This is a genomic window from Mycobacterium sp. NGS33 (assembly GCF_059812885.1).
This window is the reverse complement of sequence record NZ_JCALDN010000006.1, coordinates 129,462-148,846: the sequence shown is the minus strand read 5'-3', so window position 1 is coordinate 148,846 and position 19,385 is coordinate 129,462. Positions and strand designations below refer to the sequence as shown.

The window sequence follows — 19,385 nt, the reverse complement described above, 5'->3', positions numbered from 1 at the left end:
CCCATTCATACGAGCGACCCGAAAACCGAAACACGTTCTAGTGTGTCCGCTATGGGCAACTTCACCAGGGCAGAAATCGATGCAGCCGTCGAGAACTACACACGGGTCGTCGAAGGGTGCAGCGCCTCGGGCGACTGGCGGCCGTTCGCGGACCTGTTCACCGAGGACGTCGTCTACACCGAGCATCACTACGGCGTCTTCCACGGACGCGAGGCGGTCCGCGACTGGATCGTCGCGGTGATGGCGCCGTTCCCGCACATGCGCTTTCCCAGCGACTGGATCGCTTACGACGAGGACAACGACGCCATCGTCGTCATGATCAAGAACCTGCTCGACCACCCGACCGATCCGAACGGCGAACCGTTCTGGTTCCCCAACTGGACCCGCCTGGTCTACGCCGGAGACGGGCTGTTCTCCAGCGAGGAAGACATCTACAACCCCGACCGGGACGCTCCCGGCGTCGTCGCGGCCTGGATGCAGGCGGGCGGCCAGCTCGCCACCACCGAGATCCTGCAGCCCAGCACCTGACGCCCTACCGCCGAGCGTGCGGTCCGCGACGCATCAGCGGCGTGTCGCGTCGTGAATCGCGCGCTCGGCGTGGGAATCCGACCGCCTGCGCCGCCGCGCCCGGACCTTGCCCAGCGCCTGATCCCAGGCGAGCAGGGTGGTGGCCTTCACGTTGGCGGGCTTCACGCTGTCCTTGGACAGCAGCGCCGTCGCGGCCGCCTTCGTGGTCGCCGACGCCTTCGACATGTGGCCCGAATCGAACGGGGGCTGCGGGTCGTACTCGAGCGCGAGCTGGATCGCCTTCGCGCGGGATTCGCCGGCGATCTGTCCGGCCAGCCACAACGCGAGGTCGAGCCCGGCGGACACGCCCGCACTGGTGACGATGTCGTCGGAGTGCACGATTCGCTCGTCGGCCACGGGAACCGCGCCGAATGCCTTGAGCGCGGGGACCGTCAGCCAATGCGACGTCGCCCGCCGGCCGTCGAGCAGCCCCGCGGCCGCCAAGATCACCGACCCTGAGCACACCGACGTCGTCCAGCTCGCGCCGCCATGGGCCCGGCGCAGCCAGTCGAGCAACGCGTCGTCGCGGGCGTGCACGGGAGTCGACGGACCGCCGGGAACGAGAATGACGTCGGGGGAGGGCGTTTCGGACAGCGAGTGGGTGGCGCCGATGACCAGCACCCCGGAGTCGGCGGTGATCGGTCCCGCCTCGTGCCACACGAAGCGCACCTCGGCGCCGGGCAGGTTGCGCAGCACCTCGTACGGCCCGATCATGTCGAGCGCGGTGAATCCGGGGTAGGCCACGATGGCGATCTGGGTCATCGGTGTCGTCCTTTCGGTGTCAGGCGAAAGCCTTGCGGTATTGGTCGGGCGAAATGCCCACGCGGCGAAGGAAATTGCGCCGCATGGTTTCCGCGGTGCCGAAGCCACACCGGGCGGCGATGGCGACGACGGTGTCGTCGGTCTCCTCCAACTGCCGGCGCGCGGCTTCGGTGCGGATGCGTTCGACGTATTGGCCGGGCGCCTCACCGATTTCGGCGGTGAACACCCGGGTGAAGTGGCGCGGGCTCATCGCGGCGCGGCGGGCCAGGTCATCGATGCTGTGCGGGCCGCCCGGCTCCGCCTCGATCCTCTCCTGCACCTCGCGAATCGAATCCCGTCGGGCCCTCGGCATCCACACCGGCGCCGCGAACTGGGTCTGCCCGCCCGGTCGGCGCAGATACAGCACCAGCCAGCGGGCGACCGTCTGCGCGATCTCGGTGCCATGGTCGTCCTCGATCAGCGCCAGCGCCAGGTCGATGCCCGCGGTGACGCCCGCGGCGGTCCACACCGTCTCCGAGCTCCGCACGAAGATCGGGTCGGCATTGACCTCGATGGCGGGGAATTCGGCCGCCAGCCGCTCGGCGAACGCCCAGTGCGTGGTCACCCGTTGCCCGTCCAGCAGCCCCGCCTCGGCCGCGAGAAACGCGCCGGTGCAGACCGTCACCATGCGGCGGGCATGACCGGAGACGGTCTTGACCCAGGCGACGAGCTCGCCATCGGAGCGGGCCGCCTCCACGCCCGCGCCGCCGGGCAGCACCACCGTGTCGATCGGGTCGGCCGGGTCCGGCAGCGGGGTCGTCACGAAGGCCAGCCCGGTCGCCGTCGCGATGGGTTGGCCGCCGACCGAGGCAAAGGCGACGTCGTAGCCGCCGCCGGTCAACAACGACGCGCCGGTGAACACGTCGTAGGGACCCACCACATCGAGCGCCTGCACACCGGGGAAACCGGCGATCACCACCTTGCGAGGCATGGATTCAGTGTTGGACACGCGGGGGCATGTCGTCTACGCCATGTACCCCACGAATTAGGACACGGGACCTGCCCCATGACGGCCGCGGCGGCCTTGGCAGACTGTTGCCCATGGCACAGATAACGTTGCGTGGAAACCCGATCAACACTGTCGGCGAGCTGCCTGCCGTCGGATCAAAAGCCCCGGCCTTCAGTCTGGTCGGCGGCGATCTGGCCGCGGTCAGCAGCGAGCAATTCGACGGTAAGCCCTTGGTGCTCAACATCTTTCCGTCCATCGACACGCCGGTGTGCGCGACGAGCGTGCGGACCTTCAACGAGCGCGCCGCCGGCGGCGGGGCGACGGTGGTGAACGTCTCGAAGGACCTGCCGTTCGCGCAGGCGCGGTTCTGTGGCGCCGAGGGCATCGAGAACGTCAAGACCGCGTCGGCGTTCCGGGACAGCTTTGGTGAGGACTACGGCGTCACCATCACCGACGGCCCGATGGCCGGATTGCTCGCCCGCGCCATCGTGGTGGTCGGGGCCGACGGCAACGTCGCCTACACCGAGCTGGTGCCCGAGATCGCGCAGGAGCCCAACTACGACGCGGCTCTGGCGGCCGCGGGCTGATCTTAGCCCGCCGCGCGTCAGGCCTGGTCGAGTTCGGCCCGGCCCACTCGCTGCGCGGTGGCCGCCAGCACTTCGCGGCAGCCACGCCACATCTGGGTGATGATGTCGGCGGCCGGGGGCAGGTCCTGGATGCGTCCGGCCACCTGGCCGGTGTTGGCGACGCTCGCGTCTAGGTCGCCGTCGAAGTAGAGCCGCTGCACGCGTTGTAGCGCGGCGGCGCCCGCCTCGGCGGACGTCGCCGCGTCGAGCCGCTCCGCGGCGGGCGTCCGGATGACGCGCATCATCCGGTTGCCGTCGAGGGGCAGCAGGACCGTGCCGGTTTCGTCGGCGTCGACGACCGCTTGCTTGAGGTTGCCGTGCACCGGCGATTCCGCGGAGGCGAGCAGCCGGGTGCCCATCTGCACCGCCTCGGCGCCCAGCACGAAGGCGGCCGCCATGGACCGCGCGTCGCAGATCCCGCCGGCCGCGACGATCGGGACGTCGACGTGGGCGGCCACCAGCGGCAGCAGCACCATGGTCGACGCGCCGAACCGGTTCTTGAAACCGCCCCCTTCGACGCCTTCGACCACGAGCCCGTCGACGCCGGCGTCGACGGCCTTCTTGGCCGCGGCCAGGGTGCCCACCACGTGGAACACCGTGATGCCCGCGTCGTGCAGGCGTTCGGTGAAAATCGATGGGCTGCCGGCGGAGGTGGTCACGAATCGAATGTCGTTGGCGACAAGCAAGTCCAGCATCGCAGGATCACGGTTGAACAGCAGCGCGATGTTCGCGCCGACGGCACCGGCGGTCAACTCTCGCACCCGCCGCAGGTCGGCTCGTCCCTGATCCGAGGTGGTCTCGATGATTCCCAGCGCACCGGCGTTCGACACCGCCGCGGCAAGTTGGGCCCCGGCGATATAGGTCATGGGCGCCTGGATGATCGGGATGTCGATGCGCGCGAGCGCGCAGACGCGGTTGGTTGGTGGACCGGGGACGCCGGTGGTCATCGGTCCCGCGGATCGACGAGGTCGCGGAAGCTTTCCGACCGGTGGACGGATGCACCCAGGCTTCGCACCCGGTCGGTCAGCGCTCGGTCGGAGGTCACCACGCGAATGTCGTGCGGCGCAGCGTCGGCCGCGACCAGCGCGACGATCTCGTCGTCGGCCGAATTCGCCGCGGCCGTCGGCGCGTGCGCTATCTCGATCACCGATGACGTGAGGGCCGTCGACGGCGGTCGCTCAAAAACCACGGTCACCGTTTCTCCTTGGCTCGACGCCCATCGATCCAGCTTGTCCACCAACGTGACCATCGCACCGTCGCGGTCCTTCCACCAGCCATCGGGACGGCTTCCGATCACATTCATGCCGTCGACAATCCAGCGCACAACCCACACCGTAAACGACGTGTCGCGACGGGTGATTTTCGTTCGCAATGCCCGGAGCGGTTGATACGGTCACCCTCATGACCTCGATCGCCGACACGCAAGACCGGGTTGTGGCGCTGGCCCGCGGTATGCGGGAGCTGGTGCAGTCCGAAGCCGCCGCATCCGAGCGGCTGCGCACGCTGACCCCGGCGATCGTGGATGAGATGTGGGCCAGTGGGCTGATGTCGGCGTTCAACCCGGTCGCGGCCGGTGGCGTCGAGCCGTCGTTCGCCGAGATGATCGAAACCTGGATCGAAATGGCTTGGCAGGACGGGTCATTCGGCTGGGTGGGGATCGCCAATCTGCCGTCGTCGTTCGCCGCGGCGGCATACCTGCCCGACGACGGCTTCGCCGAGGTGTTCACCGCGCACGACAACCGAGTCACCCTGGGCGGCCAATTCTTTCCCAATGGGCAGGGCGCCGCCGTCGACGGTGGCTACCGGGTGAGTGGCGCGTGGAACTTCGGTTCGGGCGTCGGTCACGCCGAATACGTTGCCGCCGGCTTCCTGCCGATGGACGACGGCGAGATGCGCTGGATCAGTGAGGGTTTCCCCGAGATGCGCGTCGCCGTCATTCCGCGGGACGAGATCAGCTTCAACGACGGCTGGTTCGTGCAGGGGCTGAAGGGAACCGGTTCCTACGACTACAGCGCTTCAGAGGTATTCGTGCCCGAGAGCCGCACGTTCGAACTGTTCGTGCGGCAGCCCTATCGCGGGACGTCCCCGGCCACCCGCATGGGGCTGATGCCGGTGACCGCGGCCGGGCACGCGTCGTGGGCGCTGGGCGTGGCAAAGAGCATGCTCGACGATGTCCAAGAGCTGGCCGCGACGAAGTTCCGGATGAGTGACATGGCGTCGCTGGCCAGCCGCCCCACCTTCCAGAAGGGCCTGGCGCATCACCGCGCGGCCTGGCGCGCGGCGCGGCTGTTGGTGCTCGACGCGTTCACCACCGCGGAGGCGGCCGTGGCGGCGGGGCAGGAACTGACTCCGGCGCTTCGGGCCGACATGCGGGTTGCCGCCGTCTACGCCACCGACATCGCCCGCGGCTGCGCCGAATGGGCCCACCTGGTCGCCGGCACCAGCTCGATCCGCGAGGGCAGCCGGTTGGAGCGCGCCTTCCGCGACATCTACACCGGGACGCAGCACGCGTTCATCAGCGAGAAGGTCGCCATCGACGTCGCCCAGATCTGGCTGGGCATCATCGAAGACCAGCCCGGGCTGTAGGCCGCCGGCGCCTGCGCGACGGGCTCGCCAACGTTGACCGATTGACGGACGGGCAATCATGCCTTCGCTACCATTGCGCGCATGCGCGGTGCAAAAATCCTGATCACCGGTCCGACCGGTCAAATCGCCACCCCCCTCGCCCGGGCGCTTGCCGGCGACAACGAGGTCTGGGGGATCGCCCGTTTCACCGACCCCGCGGCGCGCGAAGGCCTCGAGAAGGCCGGGATCCGTTGCGAGAAAGTGGATCTGGCGGCTGGCGACTTCACCGGCCTGCCAACCGATTTCGATTATGTCCTCAACCTGGCGGTGGCCAAGAGCGGAAGCTGGGACAAAGACCTTGCGGCCAACGCGGAATCGGTCGGCCTGCTGATGGCCCACTGCCGCAACGCGAAGGCCTTCCTGCACTGCTCGTCGGCGGCCGTATACGACCCGCCGGGCGACGAGCCGCGCAGCGAGCGGTCCGCCCTGGGCGACAACCACAAACCGCTCTTTCCCACGTATTCCATTTCCAAGATCGCCGGCGAAGTGGTGGCCCGCTCGACGGCCCGTGTTCTCGGCCTGCCCACCACGATCGCGCGGCTCAACGTTCCCTACGGCGACAACGGCGGTTGGCCGTTCTACCACATGGAGATGATGCTGGGCGGCATCCCGATTCCCGTCCCACCCGGTGAACCCGCGCGCTACAACCCGATTCACGAGGACGACATCATCGCCACCATCCCCAAACTGCTCGAGGTCGCGTCGGTCCCGGCGACCACGGTCAACTGGTGCGGGGAGCAGACCGTCAGCTTGCAGGAGTGGTGCGGCTACCTCGGATCACTCGTCGGCGCCGAACCGGTCTTCGAGCCGAGCGACCAAGCGTTACGCGGCAATCCCACCACCATCGACCGCATGCACGAGCTCATCGGCGGCACCTCGGTCGACTGGCGCGACGGATTGCGTCGCATGGCGGCCAAGTTCCACCCGGAGCTGATCGGCGTCTAACCGGTTGCGGGGCAACGGTATTGCCCCCGCGAATCAAGCCCGGCCCCGCACTGAGCGGGGCGCGGGGGGAGCGCCCTTGGACGGCTGGCCGGTCGGGGTGGCAACATCACCTGGGTGACCAGCACACCGGAGGCCGCGGCGCAGCGCCTGCGCACCCTGGTCCTGTTGCGCCGCGTTCGTGACCGCATCGACAGGGACTACAGGCAGCCGTTGGACGTCGAGGCGCTCGCGCGCGGGGTGCACATGTCCGCCGGCCACCTCAGCCGCGAATTCCGGCGCGCCTACGGCGAATCGCCGTATTCCTACCTGATGACGCGGCGCATCGAGCGGGCGATGGCGCTGCTGCGCCGGGGCGACCTGAGCGTCACCGAGGTCTGCTTCGCAGTCGGTTGCTCGTCGTTAGGCACCTTCAGCACCCGATTTACCGAATTGGTCGGTGTGCCGCCCAGCGCCTATCGCCGTCGGTCGGCTGACGCGCTGGCGGGCATGCCGCCGTGCTTGGTCAAGCAGGTGGCGAGACCGATCAGGAATCGAGAAGCGGCCGCCATCGGACCGCACCTAACCTGACCGCATGACCATCACCATTCACTCGAGTTTCCTTCCCCATGCGGATCCGGAGTCATCGCTGGCCTTCTATCGCGACGTCCTCGGGTTCGAAGTTCGGCTCGACGTCGGCAAGGGCACGATGCGATGGATCACGGTCGGTCCGCCGAACCAGCCGGACACGTCCATCGTCTCGAACCCGCCCGCGGCCAACCCGGGTCTCACCGACGACGAGCGCCGCACCATCGCCGAGATGATGGCCAAGGGCAGCTACGCCACACTGCTGCTGGCCACCAAGGACCTCGACGGCACCTTCGAACGGCTGCAGTCCTGCGACGTCGACATCGTCCAAGAACCCACCGACCAGCCGTACGGGCTGCGCGACTGCGCCGTCCGCGATCCCGCGGGAAATCTCATCCGCATCCAACAATCGCGCTGAGCCCACCCGGCTGCGGATGCTTGACCAGCCGAGTGCACAATGCTAAGCAAGTGCTCAGCACTCGAGCGCATGGGGCGCCGGGGCGCCACGACTGGCAGGGCGAAAGGGATCAGATGACGGTGCAGGCGGTATTGGACGACCTTCGCAAGCGCCCCGGCGCGGGTGACGTCATCGCGGTTATCGATCCCGCGACCGAGGAGACGATCACCGAATTCACCGATTGCGGGCAGGAAGCGGTCAACGACGCCGCGGCGAAGGCGAAGGAGACCTTCGAGTCGGGGGTCTGGGCGGAGCTTCCCGGCCGCGAGCGCGCCAAGATCTTGTGGCGCATCGGGGAGCTGATCGACGAGCACGCCGAGGAGTTCGCCCAACTGGACTCGCTCAACACCGGCATGCCGCTGCTGCAGGCCCAATTGCAGATGTCGACCTGCTCGGAGTTCTTCCGCTATTACGCCGGTTGGTGTTCGAAGATCAACGGCGTCGCCTACGACGTGAAAACCGACGGCATCGCGACGGACAACTACGTCAACATGCACGCCTACACCCTCAAAGAGCCGTACAGCGTTGTGGGCCTGATCTTCCCGTGGAACGGCCCCATCTTCAACGCCAGCGCGAAGCTGGCGCCGGCCCTGGCCGCGGGCGGCAGCCTGCTGGTCAAGCCGGCCGAGGAGACTCCGCTGTCGGCCCTGCTGTTGGACCGGCTGATCCACGAGGCCGGCGTGCCCGAGGGTGTGGTCAACCTGCTGACCGGATACGGCCACACCGCCGGCGCCGCGATCACCGCGCACCCCGACGTCCAGAAGGTGGCCTTCACCGGCTCGACCGAGGTCGGCAAGGAGATCGTGCGGGCCTCGGCCGGCAACCTGAAGAAGGTCACGCTGGAACTAGGTGGGAAATCGCCGGTGCTGATCTTCGACGACGCCAACCTGGACAACGCCATCATGATGGCGTCGCTGGGCATCTTCGTGCACTCCGGCCAGGGCTGCGTGTGCGGGTCGCGCATCTTCGCCCAGCGCGGTGTCTACGACCGGGTCGTGGAAGGCATTGCGATGATGGCGAATTCGTTCAAGTTGGGCGCCCCCAGCGAGGAGGGCTGCGTCAGCGGGCCGCTGATCAGCCAGAAGCAGCTGAACCGCGTCATGGGCTTCATCGACGAAGGCAAGAAGGACGGTGTCGAGGTGGTCACCGGGGGCCACCGGTTGGACCGCAAGGGCTACTTCGTCCACCCGACGGTGCTCACCAACGTCGACACCAGCATGCGGCTCTACCAGCAGGAGATCTTCGGTCCGGTGGTAACCATCCTGCCGTTCGACGACGAAGACGAGGCCGTGGCGTTGGCCAACGACACCACCTACGGCCTGGCGGCCACCGCATGGACGGAGAACCTCGGTCGGGCCCACCGGATCATGCGGCGACTGCAGGCCGGCAGCGTTCAGGTCAACTGCCAGTTGGTGTTCGACCACGATGTGCCGTTCGGCGGCTACAAGCAGTCCGGCTGGGGTCACGAGTTCGGCAAAGAGGGCCTCGAGATCTACCTGAAGACGAAGTCGGTCTGGGCTCAGCTCTAACCCGTTGCCCTAAACCGTTGCGGCACAACGAAAGTCCCGGGCCCTCGTCAGGTCCGGGACTTCTCCGACGGCCGTCAGACGAGTCAAGATCCCTTGTTGTAGCGGGTGAGGAATCCGATGGAGGCCACCGCGGCGGCCGTGCCGATCACGCCCCACAACACCACCTGGAAAGCCATCGCGCCGAAGAACCAGCCGAAAGTCATTCCGAGGTAGAGCATCCAGATCAGTCGGTAAACGCTCCAGATCGCAAGCAGGCCGGTGCTGATCCCGATGTACAGGCTGCGCTGCCGATCGACGCGGTTGATCTGCTCTTGGATGCTGCTCGGCACGATGTTCATTTGCTGTCTTCCTTTCCTGGGGCGCCGCCTCCTTGGCGGCGTCATGGCAGCAAGTACAGCCGCGCCCGGCGTCTACCGATCCCAATCACGCGTCACCGCCCAAACCGGCCCGACGAATGCAGGGGCGTCCTACCCTGCAGAAGGGGGCCTGAGGAGGGTTGGCTCGATGAACGTGATGCGCTGCATGGTCCGGGTCTTCGCCGTCGCCGCGCTCGCCGTGCCGCCAACGGCGTCGACATTGGCGGCCGGTCCGGCGGCCGCGGATCCGCCGGCCACCCAGTCGATCACGGTGATGGCCGTCGGGCCCGGCGGCGAAGCGATCAACGGCTACCACGTGGCGTCCGGACCGGGCACCGTCGGGCAGGCGAGCGAGTGTTCGCAGCCGTCGCCGTCGGCGGCGGCCGACAACGTGTACTACTGTTCGCCGAGCGCGGCCGGAGCCGGCACGTGCTGGCCGTCTACGCCGGGATCGCTTCTGTGCGTGGACAATCCGTGGGACATGCAGATGCACCGGGTGACGTTCGACGGCAACCTTCCGCCGGTGCACGCGACCGCCGACCCGGACCCGTTCGCCCTGACCCTCGACGACGGCACCCGCTGCCTGCTGCGCAACGGTGGCGCGTGGGGTGGGCGCGCCGACGGGTACGTCGGCGTCTACGGATGCGGCGGCGCGGGCAGTGATCTCGCCGTGTTGTGGCTGCCCAGCCAGGGCGCCGGATCCTGCATCGATCGCTCGTCGGCGGCGTGGACCGTCAAAGTCGGTCGCCTCGGCGCGCCGGACGCCGTCCTGCCACCGCCCGCGACCCGAGCCGTGACCGCCGCGTGGTTCGCGGGAGGCAGGGCGGGCCAATAGCACGGCGCCGGTGCTGCTATAACGCAACGTATGTCTGGTCCAGGGCACACGATCACCCATGTCTCCGATACCGCCCGGTGGACGGCGCTGCACCGGGCAACCGAATCGGCCCGCCCCGATGCGCTGTTTTGTGACCCGCTGGCCGAACGCCTCGCGGGCGAGCAGGGCCGCGCGATCGTCGACCACGTTCGGTGGGCGGACCGCAGCGGTTGGTGGTTGGTCACGCGGACCAAGCTCATCGATGACGCCATCGCCGACGCGCTCGCGCACGGCTGTGACCGCGTCCTGAATCTGGCCGCCGGCCTGGACACCCGGCCCTATCGCTTGGACCTCCCGCCCGACCTCACCTGGGTTGAGGCCGATCTACCCAAGCTGCTCGCCGAAAAGACGCAGCTGCTGGCCGATCAGACGCCGCGCTGCCGGCTCAACGGCATAGCGGTCGACCTCGCCGACCCGCCGGCCCGAGACGCCTTCTTCAACGAAGCGCTGGCCGGCGCGACGAAGGCCTTCGTGCTGACCGAGGGGCTGTCGATGTATCTGGAAGCCTCCGACGTCGCTGCGCTGTCGGGGGCGATCAAGCGACCCGAGGTCGCCTGGTGGATGATCGATTTCGCCTTTCCCGGCCTCAGGGAGCGGATCAACAAGAACGTCGCCGGGATTTCGGAAAACGCACCCTTCAGGTTCGCGCCCGAAAACGGGCTGGCCTTTTTCGAAGACCTGGGCTGGCGAGCCGTCGAAGCGGAATCGTTGCTGGTGGCCGCGAAACGGTTCCACCGCCTACCGCTATGGATACGCCCGCTGACCTGGCAGCGGACGGATTTGCGCCGCCCGGGCGGCAGGCCCACGACCGCGGTCGCGCTGCTGACGCATTGAGGCGAGCCGCCTACCAGACCCTGATCCAGTCGACGAGCATGTCGGCGGGATAACTGCCCGGGCCCGGGTCTTCGCCCCCCGAACCGGCGACCGCGAGGTTGAACACCGGATAGACCGTGTATCCGGCCCCGTTGAACGGCCAGTCGGGCAGCGAGCTCGCCGGCACGTCGAAGTAGGGCGCGGCGCCGTCGGTGTAGTCCTTCCAGAAGCGGATGCCTGAGGCGTCCCACTGGGTGCGCCAGGTGTGCCAGGCGCTGTCCACCGCGATGTTGTGGGTCTTCCATTCGCCGCCGTTGGCCTTGGCATGGACGGTGGTCGCCGAGGGCCACTTGCCGTTGCCGTACCACTCCATGACGTCGATCTCGCCCTGATCGTCATTGCCGAGCCAGTACGCGGGCCAGGCGCCCGGGGTCAGGCAGTTCAGTTTGATCCGGGCTTCCCAGGTGTGGCCGACGCCGCCGCGCCACAGGCTCTGCACCTTGCCGCTGTAGTAGGTGGGCCCATCCTTGGCGGCGCGCAGCACCAGGTTGGAATTGCCGTCCACGAACACGTTGCGGCGGTCGTCGCGGTACTGCCCGATGTGCTCGGGCAGCTCCCAATAGGTCGGGTCCTTGATCGTCTCGCGGGCTTTGGCCACCGCCCATTTCGACGCGTCGGGGGCCGAGCCCGCCGGACCATCGAATTCGTCCGAGAAGATGTAGTTCCCGGATTGGCCGCTCGGCGCGGCGGGCGGCGGTATTCGGCCGGCGGGCTCGCCCTGGCGGGGCGGGTACGCCCAGGCCTTCGAGGCGGGCAGCGTGGCTGCCAGCACCCCGACCCCGGTGGTCAAAATCATGCGGCGGCGGTCCATCTCCGGCATAAGCAAGGGACCCTAGCAGCCAACCGGGTACGGGGTTGAAACGGAATTCTGTCGGTGCCCGTCGCTATCATCCTGATTGCGGTCGGACCAGCGTGGACGACAGCACGGCAGTGGCAACGGATTACGCTCGCAAATTCATGGCCAATTCTCATCTTGGCGGATGGTTTGGTCTCAGGATTCGGCGGGCATTCTGGAATCACGATCCGATAACCACACTGTTGTAGCTTTTGCGGGTGGTACTGAGAGGAGTGACGATCGTGGCGAATACACCAGAAGGCACGGTTATTTTCCTTCAGTCCCATCCTGCGTGGGCCGCCGCTCAGCGTCGCGAACGTGAACGCAATGAAGCAATGCGCCGCCACCCCTCATTTCGCGCCCGCCAGCGCGCCGCGGCGGGCAACCCGGTCGTTCCGCTGGTCCGCAACTTCAAGCTCTACTCGAGCGGCAACACTCCAGCCTGAATTTCGCCACGAATTGTGGTGACCCCGACGCCCATCCGGGTCCGAAAAGGTATCGCGGAACTTTCGAATTAAAGGGGCTTATCACCCAGCCCTCACCCAGCCCTCGACTTTTGGTTGAGGGTATTTACTTGCGCCTCCAGGGCTACTACTGTGCGTAGTAGCCGTTAGTCGGGAGAAGCCAATGTCCAACGACTGGGATTCGGTAACAGCGCACCGTTCGGTCACCGCGGCGATGATCGGTTTCGCGGCCGCGTTTGCGCTCCACGCGGCCGATCATTTTCGGCGGGGGATGTCGGCGTCGCCGCCGTCGGTCATGGTCGGCGGAACGATTCAGGGATTGTTCGTGATCCTTGCGGTGGTGCTGGTTTTGCGTAATCACCCGTGGGCGCCCCGGGCCGCAATCATCGTCGGGTTCGGCAGCGCGGTCGTGTTCGTCTACGCACACGTGCTGCCGACATTCCTGCCGGCCTTTCAAGACAGCTTCACGTCGGGACCGCGGATCAACGTCACCTGGTTCTCCTGGCTCACCGCCGTCGGTGAGATCGGGATGGGGCTGATCCTCGGCTCTGTGGGTCTGCACGTCAGACGCGGCGAGGCCATCGACGCGCCTGCCGATCGACGTCGCGAACCCGCGTAACGCGCTAACGCCCCGGTGGCGTTCGGTCGGACAATCTCGCTTATGTCAGTCACGCCCGGACGTCGCGGCACCGATGTCGAGCACACCGCCGCCCGCTGGGTCGTCAACCTCGACGATCGGGTCGTCGACATCGTCGAATTCCAGCCGCAATGCCCGGGACATGATCGCGTGCATCACGTACATGGTGGTCGTATAGGTGAATTCGAGGATCTCGGTGTCGGTGAAGATCTCCCGCAACTGGGTGAATAACCGCTCGGGTACGCGACCCTGTTGGCCCGCAAGGCAATCCGCGTAGGCCAGCAACAGCCGCTCGGTGTGATCGAAACACTCGGCGGTCTCCCATGACGGTATGGCCGCGATCTTCTCCTCGGACAATCCCGCCGACCGGCACGCCTTGCAGTGCTGCGAGAAGACGAACTGGCTTCCCACCACCCAGCCCGCCCGGATCTGGCCCAATTCGCGGTGGTCGGCCCGGATGGAGACCTCTTCGCGGTAAAGGCGAAAGCCACGCACGGCATGGCGCAGGACGGCGGGGGACTGCGCCATCACGGTCCACCAGTTGCCGGGGGTTCCACCGACAGTTCCCGGCTCGGCCACCGGATCTCGATCGCCGAACATGAAGTTGTACATCTTCAGCGTGAAGTCGTCGCTGACTTCGGCCCGCGGGATCGGCTTCAGGCGCGGCATTGCGCCTCCTCTCGGCTGGCGGCACAATCTCGCAAGACTGCGGATTGCTTCCGATCGTAGGTTCTGCCGCTGCGGCACCACAGTTCGCGGCAGCTCAGGGGCGCAGGCCTGAGAGCACCATCGCGGCGAAAGTGCCGCCGATTTCGGTCAGCGAGTTGCGTCCGCCGGGGACATACCAACGGTGGATCCAGTTGTACATGCCAAGAATGCCGAGCATCACCAGCCGCGGGTCCAGGTCCGAGCGAAAGACACCGCCCGTCACGCCTTCTTCGATGATCGCCAGGAGTGTCTTGCCGTAGCTCTCCGCGTTGCTGACGATGCCTTGCGCCCCCGCAATCGTTGCGATGTGCTGACTTTCACCGAACAGCACGAAAAGCTCGGGATGGGCGACCAGGTCCTCGATGTAGGACGCCAGGGCGCGACGCAACTTCTCCTCGGGCGCGGCGACCGACTCGAGCGCTTCGCGGCAATGCCTGGTCATTTCGTACGCCGGTGCCTCGATGAGGGCGAGCAGCAATTCTTCTTTGGTGCCCACGTAGTAGTAGAGCGAGGCGCGATTGATGCCCACTTCGACGGCGATGTCTTCGAGCCTCGTCCTGGCGAACCCCTCACGACGGAACACCGCCGCGGCGCCTTTCAGGATGGTTTGCCACCGCTCGTTCGATGCATGGCGGTCGGCGTTTCGCCGCTCACGGCGGCGCCGCGCGTTGTCGCTCTGCTGACGTACGGCTGGAATCGTTGGCCCCCCTCCGCGAGTGGTGGTGTTGCCAAAATACGCCATTGAGCGACCTGACCTGAGCATTAAGCCGTCTCTCTACGCGGCCGCTCATGGTGACTCGACTGGTCAGCTTTGTAACCCACAACCTGCCGTTAGGCATGCCATGCCGGCGCGTTGTTGGTACGGCCTGGGGTTAGGGCTCCGTCGCCGAGGCCGGTTAGAGCTTGCTCGCGACGAAGTCGGCGGCTTGGTTGGCCATGCCGGCGTCGATGTAGGCCCCGGCGAGATGCTGTGGCCAGTTTTCCTTCCAGGTGTTCGGGTCGGCCGGGTTGCAGATGGGGTCGGCGCCGTGGCACAACTCGATGGTCCGGTCGTTGTAGGTGGGATTGAAATTCGTGATCGGACCCACCCATTGGCTGCCGTTGCCGAACAGGGCGACGGCGGCGACGTGCTGATCGACGCCCGGTGGCAGCGGGCTGTCGAACCCGAACGCGCCGATCGGGGCCGCCAGCACGACGTCGGTGACCGCCGCGCCCAGCGAATAGCCGCCCAGCACCAGCCGGGTGTCGGGGCAGTTGTTGACCATGTCCTGGATGTGGTGGCTCATGTCGTTGGCGCCCTGGGCGACCTCGGTGTCGGCGGGATACTGCACGGCGTAGACGCCCACGGTCCTGTTCACCTTGGAGCGCAGAGCGCTGATGAACGCGTTGCCCAGCACGCCCGGACCCGCCGCTTCGTTACGTCCCCGGGCGAACACGACCTGTACCGGTGGGCAGTTCGCGGCCGCCGCCGGTGGCGCCGCGCCCGGGGCCCCGGGCGGAAGCGCCGTGGCGGGCAGCAACACGGCGGCCGCGGCCATGACCGCGGCCACCCAGACACCAGCAAATTTTCGGATAAGCAAGGCGCGCACGCCCATGATGGTAAAGCGAAGCCGTTCTGGCCGCTGGGCAGGCGTCGAAGAGAGCCCCGGTGATCGCTGAGCGCGAACATCGACCACGGTGTCGGCGGCGTCGATCGAGGCGATAGGTTCAGCTGATGAGTCACGTCGAGGCCAGTGCGCCCGAGCGCTTGTTCGCGCTGGCCGAGCAGGTACAGGGTTTCATGCCGGCCGACGAGGGCCGCGCGCTCTACGACGCCGCGCTCCGGTATCTCGGCGGCGGGCTGGGCGTCGAGATCGGCACCTACTGCGGCAAATCCACGCTGCTGTTGGGCGCGGCCGCCCAACAGACGGGCAGCGTCCTCTACACGGTCGACCACCACCACGGGTCCGAGGAGCACCAGCCCGGGTGGGAGTATCACGACGCGTCGATGGTGGACGAGGTGACGGGCTTGTTCGACACCCTGCCGGCGTTTCGTCGCGCGCTCGACACCGCCCAGCTCGATGACCACGTCGTCGCGATCGTCGGGAAGTCGCCGCTGGTGGCGCGGGCGTGGCGGGCGCCGCTGCAGTTCTTGTTCATCGACGGCGGCCACAGCGAAGCCGCCGCAAACCAGGACTTCGACGGCTGGGCCAGGTGGGTCGCCCCCGGCGGGGCGCTGGTCATTCACGACGTGTTCCCCGACCCGAAGGACGGCGGGCGGCCTCCCTACTACATCTATTGCCGCGCAATCGATTCCGGACAGTTCCGGGAGGTGTCGGCCACCGGATCGTTGCGGCTGCTCGAACGCGTCAGCGGCCAGCCGGGGGAGCCGGTCTAGCGGGAATTCGGGTTACCGGCCCGGGCCGGTGACGACGCATTCGCAGTCGAAGTCGGTCTGCAGACCCACCGGCAGCGCGTCGCCGCGGAAGATGCCCGCGCCGGCGGTGGTGTTCGACAGCGCGTCCGCCGCCAAGATCATCGCCGCGCCCGTCCAGGTGGTGCGCTCCTCTGGCCACCGTTTTCCGTCCGCGAAAACCAAGCCCGTCCAATAGGATCCGTCGTCTTCGCGCAGGTGCTGCATCGCGGCGAACTGCCGGTGGGCGGCCGAACGCTGCCCGATGGCATCCAGCGCCATCACCAGCTCGCACGTTTCGGCGCCCGTCACCCAGGGCCGATCGCCGACGCACCGGATGCCCAGGCCGTCGACCACGAAGGCGTCCCAACGCTGCTTGATGCGTGCCGCCGCCGCCGGACCACGCAAGGCGCTACCCAGGATGGGGTAGTACCAGTCCATCGAGTAGCGGTCCTTTTCCGTGAACGCCTCGGGATGCGCGGAGATGGCGTGCCCCAGGCGGCCGAGTGCCAGTTCCCACTCCGGCTGGGGATCGTCGACCAACGCGGCCAGGGCAAGCGCACAGCGGATGCTGTGGAAAATGCTCGAGCACCCGGTCAGCAGGGCCTCCGGCAGTACACCGGCTTCGCTTCGGGCCCAACCGATCTCGCCGTAGCCCACCTGCATGTCGATGACGAAGTCGATCGCTTTGTGCACCACCGGCCACATCTGGGCCGCGAACGACTCGTCGCCGGTGACCAGCACGTGGTGCCACACCCCGGCGCCGATGTAGGCACAGAAATTGCTATCGCTGTTGGCGTCTTCGACCACCCCCGCCCGGAACTGAATGGGCCAGGAGCCATCGGGGCGTTGGGTGCGCCGGCACCAGTCGAAGGCGGCCCGCGCCGGCTCCAGCAGCCCGGCGGAGGTCAATGCCATCGCACACTCGATGTGGTCCCACGGATCGGTGTGCCCGCCCTCGAACCAGGGGATGGCGCCCGTTGATTCCTGTGTGGCGGCGATGGACAGCGCGGTCTGCCGGCATTGCTCGGGAGTCAACACCCCCGCGACGGCGGGCGGATTAGACCGATGCAACTGAATATCCTTCAGTCGGCTGGGTTTTCGCCTCCTGCGGCTTCACGAAGTACATCGCGACGCTTTTGCCCACTAGCGGATTGAGCAGCGACTCCGCCAGCTGGGTGATCTTGGGCCGCTGCATCAGGTCCCACACCAGGAGCTTGTGGTAGGCGGTGACGGCGCGGTGGTCGGTGTTCTGCACGCCCACCGCGCATTTGAGCCACCAGAAGGGGGAGTGCAACGCGTGGGCGTGATGGGTATGGGTCAATTCCATCCCGCCGCCGGCGATCTTGCCGCGCAATTCGCTGGCCCGGTAGATGCGGACGTGGCCGCCCTCGTTGGCGTGGTATTCGTCGGACAACAACCAGCACACCCGTTCGGGTAGCCACCGTGGCACGCTGACCGCCAGCGTGCCACCGGCTTTGAGCACCCTGATCAGCTCGGCGATCGCCACGTCGTCGTGAGGGATGTGCTCAAGGATCTCCGACGCGATGACGCAGTCGAATGTCTCGTCGGCGTAGGGCAACCTCAGCGCGTCGCCGACGACCACCTTCGCCGACGCACCGACCGGCGCCTCGCCGGTCTCGGCCATCGCGCGCAGAATCGTGTCCACCGAACGTAATTCGGCTTCGGCGCGGTCGAAGGCGACGACGTCGGCGCCGCGGCGATACGCTTCGAACGCGTGCCGGCCGGCTCCGCATCCCACGTCGATGACCTTGCTCGACGGCCCGATCCCGAGCCGGTCGAAATCGACTGTCAGCATGGCGCTCCGCTCTGCGCGTTGCGGGCGATCGCCCGCTCGTAGACCCGAACGGTCTGGGCTGCCACGGCTTCCCAGCTGAAGACGTTGACGGCGCGGGTTCGTCCCGCCTTGCCGAGGCTGCGGCGCTTTTCCGGCGAGTCCAGGAGCTCCCCGAGCGCGTGGGTCAGGGCATCCACGTCGGCGGGCGGCACCAGTTCGGCGCACGCACCATCGGTCCCAAGGACTTCCGGCAGGGCACCGACGCGGCTGGCGACGATCGGGGTCCCGCTGGCCATGGCTTCCACGGCGGGCAGCGAAAAGCCTTCGTAGAGCGACGGAATGCAGGCGACCTCCGCGGAGGCGAACAGCGCGGCCAGCTCGGCGTCCGACAGTCCGCTGGTGATGTGCACGATGTCGGAGATCCCGAGTTCGGCGATGAGTTTGTGCGTCGGGCCGTTAGGTTCGACCTTGGCAACCAACCGCAGTTCGAGATCGCGCACGGTGCGCAGCCGGGCGACCGCCTGCAGCAGGGTGCGGACGCCCTTGAGCGGGGTATCGGCGCTGGCGATCGCGATGATGCGGCCGGGCTCGCGGGGACCGGATCCCGGTTTGAACAGCTCGGTGTTCACGCCCAGCGGCACGACGTGAAGCTGTTCCGGCGCGACGCCGAAGTCGGCGACGATGTCGGAGGCCGACGACGACGAGACCGTCAACAGGTCGGGGATGTGGCGGGCGACCTCCTGCTGCATGTCCAAGAACCCATACCAACGGCGCACCAACGGTTTTCGCCACCACCGCGCGGCGGCCAGATCCAGCACCCGGTCGCGGGTGATCGGGTGGTGCACGGTGGCCACCACCGGAAGTCCCGCCTCGGCGATGCGCAGCAGGCCGGTGCCCAGGCTCTGGTTGTCATGGACGACGTCGAAATCGGCTGTGCGCTGGGCGAGTAGCCGCGCGGCCCGCATCGTGAACGTCCGCGGTTCGGGAAAGCCCGCTGTCCACGTGGTGAGCAATTCCCTGACGTCAATCGAGTCGCGAATCTCGCTGGGCCGCGGTACCCGGAACGGGTCGGGTTCCCGGTAGAGGTCGAGGCTGGGCACTTCGGTGAGCCGGACCCGCGGATCGAGCAGGTCGGGATACGGCTGGCCGGAGAACACCTCGACGTGGTGACCGAGTTCCACCAGACCGTGGCTGAGATGGCGCACGTAGACGCCCTGTCCGCCGCAATGGGTCTTACTACGGTAGGACAGCAGGGCAATTCGCATACTCAACTCTTCTTTGCTGGAAAATGACCGCGGAATGGCGCCGAATACATCGCGGTCAACGGACTCCCGAACTCCGCGACAGCAAACTGGACATGTGTCCAGACTATAGTTCGATCACCT

General features: G+C 67.2%; 24 protein-coding genes. 12 read left to right on the top strand and 12 right to left on the bottom strand.

The features are described 5' to 3' along the window. Positions 1-51 precede the first annotated feature (51 nt). Entirely contained in the window at positions 52-528 is a 477-nt protein-coding gene (locus tag AC5Y5B_RS13800; protein ID WP_500005613.1) for a nuclear transport factor 2 family protein, read from the top strand. 33 nt (positions 529-561) lie between these two features. On the opposite strand, the gene AC5Y5B_RS13795 is transcribed toward AC5Y5B_RS13800, so the two are convergent. Further along, positions 562-1,329 carry a DJ-1/PfpI family protein gene (locus AC5Y5B_RS13795; RefSeq protein ID WP_112631527.1) on the bottom strand — a complete coding sequence of 256 codons (768 nt, stop codon included), beginning with the start codon at positions 1,327-1,329 and terminating at the stop codon, positions 562-564. Between the two features lie 19 nt (positions 1,330-1,348). Continuing rightward, positions 1,349-2,299: a GlxA family transcriptional regulator gene (locus AC5Y5B_RS13790; RefSeq protein ID WP_112631526.1), complete on the bottom strand. Its 951-nt coding sequence runs from the start codon at positions 2,297-2,299 to the stop codon at positions 1,349-1,351. 110 nt (positions 2,300-2,409) lie between these two features. On the opposite strand from AC5Y5B_RS13790, the gene tpx reads away from it, so the two are divergent. Further along, positions 2,410-2,904, top strand: coding sequence for a thiol peroxidase (gene tpx, locus AC5Y5B_RS13785; protein WP_112631525.1), 495 nt, complete (start codon positions 2,410-2,412; stop codon positions 2,902-2,904). Between the two features lie 17 nt (positions 2,905-2,921). On the opposite strand, the gene AC5Y5B_RS13780 is transcribed toward tpx, so the two are convergent. Both AC5Y5B_RS13780 and AC5Y5B_RS13775 read right to left on the bottom strand, forming a co-directional pair. Beyond that, positions 2,922-3,890, bottom strand: a complete 969-nt coding sequence (locus AC5Y5B_RS13780; RefSeq protein WP_112631524.1) for an NAD(P)H-dependent flavin oxidoreductase — start codon at positions 3,888-3,890, stop codon at positions 2,922-2,924. Continuing rightward, entirely contained in the window at positions 3,887-4,267 is a 381-nt protein-coding gene (locus tag AC5Y5B_RS13775) for an NYN domain-containing protein (protein ID WP_500005612.1), read from the bottom strand. The genes AC5Y5B_RS13780 and AC5Y5B_RS13775 overlap by 4 nt, the downstream gene beginning before the upstream one ends. A gap of 77 nt (positions 4,268-4,344) precedes the next feature. Between AC5Y5B_RS13775 and AC5Y5B_RS13770 the strand changes: the two genes are divergently transcribed. The 5 genes from AC5Y5B_RS13770 (at position 4,345) to AC5Y5B_RS13750 (ending at position 9,063) form a co-directional block, all read left to right on the top strand. After that, positions 4,345-5,529, top strand: a complete 1,185-nt coding sequence (locus AC5Y5B_RS13770; protein WP_112631522.1) for an acyl-CoA dehydrogenase family protein — start codon at positions 4,345-4,347, stop codon at positions 5,527-5,529. A gap of 81 nt (positions 5,530-5,610) precedes the next feature. After that, entirely contained in the window at positions 5,611-6,513 is a 903-nt protein-coding gene (locus AC5Y5B_RS13765) for an NAD-dependent epimerase/dehydratase family protein (protein WP_500005611.1), read from the top strand. A gap of 114 nt (positions 6,514-6,627) precedes the next feature. Further along, positions 6,628-7,080, top strand: a complete 453-nt coding sequence (locus AC5Y5B_RS13760; protein WP_112631520.1) for a helix-turn-helix transcriptional regulator — start codon at positions 6,628-6,630, stop codon at positions 7,078-7,080. Positions 7,081-7,084: 4 nt separating this feature from the next. Next, a complete protein-coding gene (locus AC5Y5B_RS13755; RefSeq protein WP_500005610.1) occupies positions 7,085-7,495 on the top strand; it encodes a VOC family protein in 411 nt (136 codons plus the stop codon). Between the two features lie 113 nt (positions 7,496-7,608). Continuing rightward, positions 7,609-9,063: an aldehyde dehydrogenase family protein gene (locus AC5Y5B_RS13750; RefSeq protein ID WP_112631517.1), complete on the top strand. Its 1,455-nt coding sequence runs from the start codon at positions 7,609-7,611 to the stop codon at positions 9,061-9,063. Positions 9,064-9,146: 83 nt separating this feature from the next. On the opposite strand, the gene AC5Y5B_RS13745 is transcribed toward AC5Y5B_RS13750, so the two are convergent. Next, entirely contained in the window at positions 9,147-9,401 is a 255-nt protein-coding gene (locus tag AC5Y5B_RS13745) for a hypothetical protein (RefSeq protein ID WP_500005609.1), read from the bottom strand. Between the two features lie 166 nt (positions 9,402-9,567). On the opposite strand from AC5Y5B_RS13745, the gene AC5Y5B_RS13740 reads away from it, so the two are divergent. Together AC5Y5B_RS13740 and AC5Y5B_RS13735 are read left to right on the top strand one after the other, a co-directional pair. Further along, the gene (locus AC5Y5B_RS13740) at positions 9,568-10,254 is read left to right on the top strand and encodes a hypothetical protein (protein ID WP_500005608.1); all 687 of its coding nucleotides are present in this window, start codon (positions 9,568-9,570) and stop codon (positions 10,252-10,254) included. A 30-nt stretch (positions 10,255-10,284) separates the two neighbouring features. Next, positions 10,285-11,127, top strand: coding sequence for a class I SAM-dependent methyltransferase (locus AC5Y5B_RS13735; RefSeq protein WP_500005607.1), 843 nt, complete (start codon positions 10,285-10,287; stop codon positions 11,125-11,127). A 10-nt stretch (positions 11,128-11,137) separates the two neighbouring features. Here AC5Y5B_RS13735 and AC5Y5B_RS13730 read toward each other — a convergent pair whose 3' ends face one another. Next, a complete protein-coding gene (locus tag AC5Y5B_RS13730) occupies positions 11,138-11,986 on the bottom strand; it encodes a glycoside hydrolase family 16 protein (RefSeq protein WP_500005606.1) in 849 nt (282 codons plus the stop codon). A 257-nt stretch (positions 11,987-12,243) separates the two neighbouring features. Here AC5Y5B_RS13730 and AC5Y5B_RS13725 point away from each other — a divergent pair, with 257 nt between their 5' ends. Both AC5Y5B_RS13725 and AC5Y5B_RS13720 read left to right on the top strand, forming a co-directional pair. Next, positions 12,244-12,447, top strand: a complete 204-nt coding sequence (locus AC5Y5B_RS13725; RefSeq protein WP_133259216.1) for a hypothetical protein — start codon at positions 12,244-12,246, stop codon at positions 12,445-12,447. Positions 12,448-12,628: 181 nt separating this feature from the next. Continuing rightward, positions 12,629-13,084, top strand: a complete 456-nt coding sequence (locus AC5Y5B_RS13720; RefSeq protein WP_500005605.1) for a hypothetical protein — start codon at positions 12,629-12,631, stop codon at positions 13,082-13,084. A 45-nt stretch (positions 13,085-13,129) separates the two neighbouring features. Here the strand turns inward: AC5Y5B_RS13720 and AC5Y5B_RS13715 are convergent, their stop codons facing one another. The 3 genes from AC5Y5B_RS13715 to AC5Y5B_RS13705 form a co-directional block, all read right to left on the bottom strand. Continuing rightward, a complete protein-coding gene (locus AC5Y5B_RS13715; RefSeq protein WP_500005604.1) occupies positions 13,130-13,771 on the bottom strand; it encodes a carboxymuconolactone decarboxylase family protein in 642 nt (213 codons plus the stop codon). Between the two features lie 94 nt (positions 13,772-13,865). Then, positions 13,866-14,552 carry a TetR/AcrR family transcriptional regulator gene (locus AC5Y5B_RS13710; protein ID WP_500005603.1) on the bottom strand — a complete coding sequence of 229 codons (687 nt, stop codon included), beginning with the start codon at positions 14,550-14,552 and terminating at the stop codon, positions 13,866-13,868. A 154-nt stretch (positions 14,553-14,706) separates the two neighbouring features. Further along, a complete protein-coding gene (locus AC5Y5B_RS13705; RefSeq protein ID WP_205869012.1) occupies positions 14,707-15,405 on the bottom strand; it encodes a cutinase family protein in 699 nt (232 codons plus the stop codon). 119 nt (positions 15,406-15,524) lie between these two features. On the opposite strand from AC5Y5B_RS13705, the gene AC5Y5B_RS13700 reads away from it, so the two are divergent. Continuing rightward, positions 15,525-16,187 (top strand): class I SAM-dependent methyltransferase, encoded by a 663-nt coding sequence (locus AC5Y5B_RS13700; protein WP_112631501.1) that lies wholly within the window; start codon positions 15,525-15,527, stop codon positions 16,185-16,187. Positions 16,188-16,199: 12 nt separating this feature from the next. Here the strand turns inward: AC5Y5B_RS13700 and mmpH are convergent, their stop codons facing one another. From mmpH to manT, 3 genes are read right to left on the bottom strand one after another with little or no spacing between them, the layout of a single operon-like run. Continuing rightward, on the bottom strand, positions 16,200-17,276 hold the full coding sequence (mmpH, locus tag AC5Y5B_RS13695; protein ID WP_500005602.1) for an MMP endo-(1,4)-3-O-methyl-alpha-D-mannosidase: 1,077 nt from the start codon (positions 17,274-17,276) through the stop codon (positions 16,200-16,202). Beyond that, positions 17,263-18,021 carry a class I SAM-dependent methyltransferase gene (locus AC5Y5B_RS13690; RefSeq protein WP_500005601.1) on the bottom strand — a complete coding sequence of 253 codons (759 nt, stop codon included), beginning with the start codon at positions 18,019-18,021 and terminating at the stop codon, positions 17,263-17,265. Before AC5Y5B_RS13690 ends, mmpH begins: the two co-directional genes overlap by 14 nt. Further along, complete coding sequence (manT, locus tag AC5Y5B_RS13685) at positions 18,015-19,265, bottom strand: MMP alpha-(1->4)-mannosyltransferase (protein WP_500005600.1); 1,251 nt, start codon at positions 19,263-19,265, stop codon at positions 18,015-18,017. The genes AC5Y5B_RS13690 and manT overlap by 7 nt, the downstream gene beginning before the upstream one ends. Positions 19,266-19,385: the final 120 nt, after the last annotated feature.